Here is a 6,116-nt window from a genome sequence, read left to right as displayed (position 1 = left end):
CAGCCGAAGGCCGCTTCGGCGCGGGTGGCCTCGGCCCCGGCGCTCTCCGCAGCGGCCAGCGCCGCGCGCAGCCCGGCGGCGGCCTGGCGGCCCGGCGCCTCGACGCCGCGTCAGCGGATGCCCGCGCGACCCTCGATCAGCGCGGTCTCGCCGCCGGTCATCCGCGCCAGCACCGGGGCCAGCGCCTCGCCCAGCGCGCATTCGCGCAGCATCAGGCATTGATCGTCGAGCACCACGCCCGCCGCGCCCCCGGCGCGCACCGCGCCGGCCGAATGCAGGCCGATGCCACCGCGGGCATAGACCGTCGCGGCCCCCGCCGCGCGGGCCTGTTGCAGCAGGATAAAGGTGGTCGCCTCGCCGACCCGTCCACCGGCCTCGTGGCCCTTGAGGACCACGCCCTGGGCCGCCGCCGGACCGGCGAGCCGGTCGTCCCAGGCGATGGCTTCCAGGAGGACCGTGAGCCCCGCCGCGCGCAGGGCATCCAGCGGCTCGGGCGCCGCCAGTGCCGCCTCGGCCGGCAGGATCACCAGCCCCAGCCCGCGCGCCTTGTAGAGCCCGGCAAGCCGCGCCGCCGCCTCCATGTCGGTGATCTGCAGGCCCCATCCCACGGGCGCCGCCTCGGCCAGCCGGTCGAGCCCGGCCTCGAGCGCGCCTTCGGCCAGCGGCAGTTCGGCATTGAAGACCCCGGTGCGGCCCGCCCGCTGCGCCGCGATGGCCAGTGACGGATCGCCGGTCCCGGCGGGGGTCAGAACGAGAATGCCGAAGGGATGGGTCATGTCGCGTCTCCGGATGCCGCCGAAATATGGCGCTCCTGTCAGGTTTTCTTGGCCGCGGCCGGGGGCGGGGTGGTCTCCGTCACCTCCGCGTCGGGAATGTCGCTGTCCTGGGACTGGGCGCCCTCGAGCGCGTCGAGCCGGGCCTGGAGCTTGGCGATGCGCTCTTCCAGCGCCTCGCGCAGCTGGCCGGGGGCCGGAGCCGCACCGCCACCGCCCGCAGCACCTGCGCCCGCGCCGCCGGCCTTCTCGGCGAGGAGCCGCCGGAGAAGCGGCCGGTCCTGGCCGCCGCCCGCGCCGCCCGCAGCCCCGGCGCCGCCGCCCGCGAGCCGGGCCCCAAGCCCGCCGCCGAGACCGCCGCCGCCCAGCCCGGCGCCACCGCCAAGCCCGCCGCCGCCCGCCGCGCGGGCCTTCAGACGTTCACGCAGACCGCCGCCGCCGAGGCCGCCGCCGCCCAATCCGCCGCCGCCAAGCGCGCCGCCGCCGCCAAGGCCACCACCCGCAGCACCGCCGCCGGCCTGGCGTTCGGCCAGCATCTTGCGAAGGAAGGCGCCGCGCTCTCCGCCCGGGCCCGCCGCGCCGCCGCCGCCGACACCCTGGTTGTTCAGAAAGGGCCGCTGCGCCGCCCCGGGACCGCGCCGTTCGCGCAGCCGTTCCAGCGCCGCCCGGCGCTTGTCGTCGTCGTCATGTGCCATCGTTCCGCTCCCCTATGACACACCGGACGCGGCCCCGACGGGGCGACGGCCCGTGCTAATACATCACATCAAACTGGCCTTTCTCGGCCGTGCCCCCTCCACGAAGGGGACCTCGAATACCTTGTCGTGCATGACCGGCCCGTGCCCGAAATAGCCCCCTTCCCCGAAGGCCTCGCCGTGGTCGCCCATGATCATAAACCAGGTGTTGGACGGCGCCTTGTCGAAAAGCGCCCCCAGAAGCTCGTCGAGGTAGTCGACGCAGCGGATCTGCTGCTGGTGCAGCCCGCGCATAACCTCGTCCGAGAAGAATTCCTCGAGGCTCATCGCCTTGCCGGGACAGACCCGCCCGCCCGCGTCGCCGCCCTGCGCCAGCGTCTTGGCCACCCCGTGCAGCCCCGAGATATGCGGCAGGGCCTCGTCCTTGAGCATATAGGGGTAATGGGTCTCGCCGAGGTTCAGGAAATGGAAGCTCGGATGGTCCCGGGAAAAGCTGATCTCCTCGATCATGCCGGCGAAATCATTGTGGTTCGACATGAGCTTGTAGTCGTCGAAGGCGTTCGAGATCACCGTCTGCGGGTTCAGGACCGGCATCGAGACCCGCGCCACGGTGCGGTAGCCGTATTGCCGCAGCATCCCCGGCAGCGAGAGCTGCGGCAGGAAGGTCTCGAAGGCGAGATCGGGGATCTCGAGCCGGTCGGACCACTTGGCGAAATCCTCCTTGTAGACCTCGGAGGCATAGACCTTGGCGGGCGAGAGATGCGGCACCAGCCCCATCATGAAGGTGTAATGCGAGGGTGCCGTCCAGGAGGCATAGGCATGGCGCTGCTCGATCTCGCCCAGGCGCCGCAGGTTCGGCGCCGCGGCGGCCATGACGCTGTCATACCGGCAGGAATCGTAGGTGATGAGGACGAGGTTGCGAGGCATCCCGCGCCCCTCCTCAGCCGGCGGCCGCTTCGCGGCGGGCCGCGAGCCGCGCCCGGAGCGCGTCGCGCCGGTCACCGCCCCGCTCCTGCCGGGCCGAAAGCTTCTGCGCGATGCTGTCGCGCAGGAGAACGGCATGGGCGGCGGCATCCTCGGGCACCTCGGCCTCGGCCAGGGTCTTCAGCTCGGGATGCGCCTCGCAGAGCTGCGCGGAGTTCAGGATCGCGGCGCGGTAGCAATCCACCGCGTCGCGGTTGCGCTCCATCGCCAGGTAGACGTCGCCCAGCGCCTTCTGCACGAAGCCCGAGCGCCGCGCCTTGGGGCCAAGCTTGGTCAGCATCGCCAGCGCGTCGCGGTGGCGCCCGGTCTGGGCGCGGGCCTGGGCGGCGCGGATCGTGGCGCGCAGGTTGTTGGGCTTGAGCGAGATGGCGCGGTCGAAGCTCTTGAGCGCCTGGGCGTGATCCTCAAGCTCGCTTTGCACCTGGCCCAGCGCCTGGTGCACCGGCACCCGGTCGGGCGCCAGCGCCGCGGCGCGGTCGAGCGCCTCGCGGGCGGCGGACAGATCGCCCTCTTCGCGGTAGATCCGGCCGAGCTGGAAATGCGGCATCCAGAGGTCGGGATTGATTTCCGAGACGCGGCGCAGCTCCTCGGCGGCGGCCGAGGTCTCGCCGGCCTTGGCGAGATGCGTCGCCAGCGCCATGCGCAGCCGCACCTCCTGGGGATTGTGCAGCACCGCGTCGCGCAGGAGCGCCAGCGCCTCTTCGGGGCGGCCCTTCTGCTGCAGCAGCCGCGACTTGCGCAGATAGGCCGCCGAGGCGGTGGGATCGAGGTGGATGGCGGTTTCCAGCTCGGCCATGGCCTCGTCGGTGTCGCCGAGCTTGCCCAGCATGCCCGCGCTCAGGATCTGCGCCGGCACGAGGTCGGGCTTCAGGGCCTGGGCCTCCTGGAAGTGCTCGAGCGCGCGCTGGGGGTCGTCGAGCTTCTCGAAGACCCGGCCAAGGCCCAGGTGGGCGACCGCAAGATCGGGCTGCGCCTCGAGAAGGTCGGTGAAAATGTCCCGGGCGCTGTCGATGTCGCCCTCTTTCAGGGCGGCCATGCCGTCTTTCACGCGTTCGCGCAGAAGCGCCTGACTTTCCCGACCAAAACGACGGTCCGACATCATAAAAACTCCCGGCAGCAGGGGCAGCCCCTGGGTCCGCCTCGTCCAATTTCAAGAGAGGTTGACGAGGCGTAATCGGTATAAAAGCTGCCGGGTTGTCCGTCTACTCCGGTAAGCCTGACCTTGACCGGGATCCGGCCCTCGGAGCGAGGCGGAAAAACCGTGGCAGATTTGCCCAAGCCCTTGAAACATTGGTGAATGCGGTCGGTCCCGGCGGGCGGGAACCCGTGTTCGCGCTGCAAGCAAAACGTGAATATGACACGAACTGTGACCCATGCGCCGCAGCATCTGCTGCGGAAACGAGCAGTAGTCGCGGAAACGAATCACCCCGTTGCGGGGTGACTATCGCGCGAATCAAGGCGAAGCGGCTGATTCCAGAGGGATTCGGCAGAGGATTGCCGACGGGGCGTTTTTACCCCGCGACGGACCGGCGCGGGCGGCATGTCCGCCGCCCGATCGGGCGCTTCGCCATAGTCTCTACCCCGCCGCCGCTCAGGTCACCCGCGCGCGGCTCTGGTATTCCTCGGCGCGCCAGAGCTCCTCGCCGATCACCTCGGCGATGACCTCGACCGCCGCGTCGATGTCGCCGGCGTCGAGGTAGAGCGGGGTGAAGCCGAAGCGCATGATGTCGGGCGCGCGGAAATCGCCGATCACGCCGCGGGCGATCAGCGCCTGCATGGCGGCGTAGCCCTCGGGGAAGCGGAAGGAGACCTGGCTGCCGCGCTGCGCCGGGTCGCGCGGGCTGGCCAGTTCCAGCCCTGGGCAGCGCGCCTCGACGCCGGAGATGAAGCGCTCCATCAGCGCCACGGCCTCGGCGCGGACATCCTCCATGGAGACCGCGTCCCAGACCCGCAGCGCCTCTTCCAGCGCGGTCATCTGCACCACCGGGGGTGTGCCGACGCGCATCCGCTCGATCCCCGGCGCGGGGCGGTAGTCGAGGTCGAAGGCGAAGGGCGCGTCATGGCCGAGCCAGCCCTGCAGCGCGGGCTGCGCCTCCTCGGCGAGGTCGGAGCGCACGTAGATGAAGGCCGGGGCCCCGGGGCCGCCGTTGAGATACTTGTAGGTGCAGCCCACCGCGAACTCCGCGCCCGAGGCGGTCAGATCCACCGGCAGCGCCCCGGCGCTATGGGCAAGGTCCCAGATCATCACCGCGCCGGCGTCCTGCGCGGCGCGGGTCAGCGCCGCCATGTCGTGCCGCCGCCCGGTGCGGTAGTCGACCTCGGTCAGCATGACGGCGGCGACCTCGGGGCCCATGGCCTCGGTCACCTCCTCGGGGGCGACCACGCGCAGCTCGTGGCCCTGCCCCAGGGTCCGCAAGAGCCCCTCGGCCATGTAGAGATCGGTCGGGAAGTTGCCGCTGTCCGAGATCACCACCCGCCGGTCGGGCCGCATGGCCAGCGCCGCGGCCAGCGCCTGGTAGACCTTGATCGAGAGCGTGTCGCCCATGACCACCGAGCCCGGCGGCGCGCCGATCAGCCCCGCCACCCGGTCGCCGACGCGGGCGGGCTGGCCCATCCAGTCAGCGGCGTTCCAGCCCCGGATCAACATCTCGCCCCATTCCTCGCGCATCATCGTCGCGGTGCGCTGCGCCACGGCGCGCGGCAGCGGCCCCAGCGAATTGCCGTCGAGATAGATCACGCCCTCGGGCAGGTGGAACATCTCCTTGCGGGTCACGGTGGGCATGTCTCAAAGTCCTCCTCGGACGCTCCAGAGCTCGGGAAAAAGCTCCACGTCCAGCATCTTGCGCAGATAGACCACGCCGCTCGTCCCGCCGGTGCCGCGCTTGAAACCGATCACGCGCTCGACGGTGGTGACATGGTTGAACCGCCAGCGGCGGAAGTAATCCTCCAGGTCCACCAGCTTCTCGGCCAGCTCGTAGAGCGTCCAGTAGCGGGTGGTGTCAAGGTATACCTCGCGCCAGGCGGCCTCGACCTCGGGCACATGGGCATGCGGGGCGCGGCGCTGGTAGGCTGCGTCCGGCAGGTCGTGGCCGGTCGCCCCGGCCAGCGCCTCGAGCGTGACGTGGTAAAGCGAGGGCCGCGCCAGCTCCGCCTCGAGCAGCGCCAGCACGTCGGGGCGGTGGTCGTGCACCTTCATCAGGTTCAGGTTGCGGTTGCCCAGCACGTATTCGATCAGCCGGTATTGATGCGACTGGAAGCCCGAGGACTTGCCGAGGCTCTCGCGGAAGGTCGTGTAGTCGCTGGGCGTCATGGTGCGCAGCACGTCCCAGGCCGAGTTGAGCTGATCGAAGATCCGCGCCACCCGCGAGAGCACCTTGAAGGCGGGCTGGAAGGCCCCCGCCGCGATGGCCTCGCGCGCGGCGTTCAACTCGTGCAGCGCCAGCTTCATCCAGAGCTCGCTGGTCTGGTGCTGGATGATGAAGAGCATCTCGTCATGCGCCTCGGACAGGGGCGCCTGGGCCGAGAGAATGCGGTCGAGCCCGAGGTAATCACCGTAGCTCATGTCCCGGTCGAAGGACATTTGCGCGCCGTCGTCTTCGGGGTTGTAGGGATCGGACATGGGCGAGCTCCGGGGCGGGCGTGGCGGGCGCCGCTCGGGCGCCCGGAT

Annotated in this window: 6 protein-coding genes; all 6 read right to left on the bottom strand. The window is 70.8% G+C overall.

The genetic code is table 11. From position 1 onward, the window contains the following. Positions 1 to 110 precede the first annotated feature (110 nt). The 6 genes from ACX938_RS08530 to ACX938_RS08505 all read right to left on the bottom strand — a co-directional run bounded on the left by ACX938_RS08530 (position 111) and on the right by ACX938_RS08505 (position 6,068). Complete coding sequence (locus tag ACX938_RS08530; RefSeq protein WP_459430730.1) at positions 111 to 776, bottom strand: hypothetical protein; 666 nt, start codon at positions 774 to 776, stop codon at positions 111 to 113. A 38-nt stretch (positions 777 to 814) separates the two neighbouring features. After that, positions 815 to 1,468, bottom strand: coding sequence for a hypothetical protein (locus ACX938_RS08525; RefSeq protein WP_459430729.1), 654 nt, complete (start codon positions 1,466 to 1,468; stop codon positions 815 to 817). 63 nt (positions 1,469 to 1,531) lie between these two features. Further along, positions 1,532 to 2,392 (bottom strand): sulfatase-like hydrolase/transferase, encoded by an 861-nt coding sequence (locus ACX938_RS08520; protein ID WP_459430728.1) that lies wholly within the window; start codon positions 2,390 to 2,392, stop codon positions 1,532 to 1,534. A 13-nt stretch (positions 2,393 to 2,405) separates the two neighbouring features. Further along, positions 2,406 to 3,485 (bottom strand): tetratricopeptide repeat protein, encoded by a 1,080-nt coding sequence (locus ACX938_RS08515; protein ID WP_459430727.1) that lies wholly within the window; start codon positions 3,483 to 3,485, stop codon positions 2,406 to 2,408. 555 nt (positions 3,486 to 4,040) lie between these two features. Continuing rightward, a complete protein-coding gene (gene kynU / locus ACX938_RS08510) occupies positions 4,041 to 5,231 on the bottom strand; it encodes a kynureninase (protein WP_459430726.1) in 1,191 nt (396 codons plus the stop codon). A gap of 3 nt (positions 5,232 to 5,234) precedes the next feature. Further along, positions 5,235 to 6,068, bottom strand: coding sequence for a tryptophan 2,3-dioxygenase (locus ACX938_RS08505; protein ID WP_459430725.1), 834 nt, complete (start codon positions 6,066 to 6,068; stop codon positions 5,235 to 5,237). Between the last annotated feature and the right edge of the window lie 48 nt (positions 6,069 to 6,116).

Source organism: Roseivivax sp. (genome assembly GCF_054552075.1).
The sequence above is the reverse complement of the archived record's forward strand: the minus strand, read 5'-3'. Positions and strand labels throughout refer to the sequence as shown.

Excerpts from the sequence above, each read along its gene's own strand:
- kynU (WP_459430726.1), bottom strand. The coding sequence starts at position 5,231 with ATGCCCACCGTGACCCGCAAGGAGATGTTCCACCTGCCCGAGGGCGTG.
- ACX938_RS08520 (WP_459430728.1), bottom strand. The coding sequence starts at position 2,392 with ATGCCTCGCAACCTCGTCCTCATCACCTACGATTCCTGCCGGTATGAC.
- ACX938_RS08530 (WP_459430730.1), bottom strand. The coding sequence starts at position 776 with ATGACCCATCCCTTCGGCATTCTCGTTCTGACCCCCGCCGGGACCGGC.
- ACX938_RS08515 (WP_459430727.1), bottom strand. The coding sequence starts at position 3,485 with ATGGCCGCCCTGAAAGAGGGCGACATCGACAGCGCCCGGGACATTTTC.
- ACX938_RS08505 (WP_459430725.1), bottom strand. The coding sequence starts at position 6,068 with ATGTCCGATCCCTACAACCCCGAAGACGACGGCGCGCAAATGTCCTTC.
- ACX938_RS08525 (WP_459430729.1), bottom strand. The coding sequence starts at position 1,468 with ATGGCACATGACGACGACGACAAGCGCCGGGCGGCGCTGGAACGGCTG.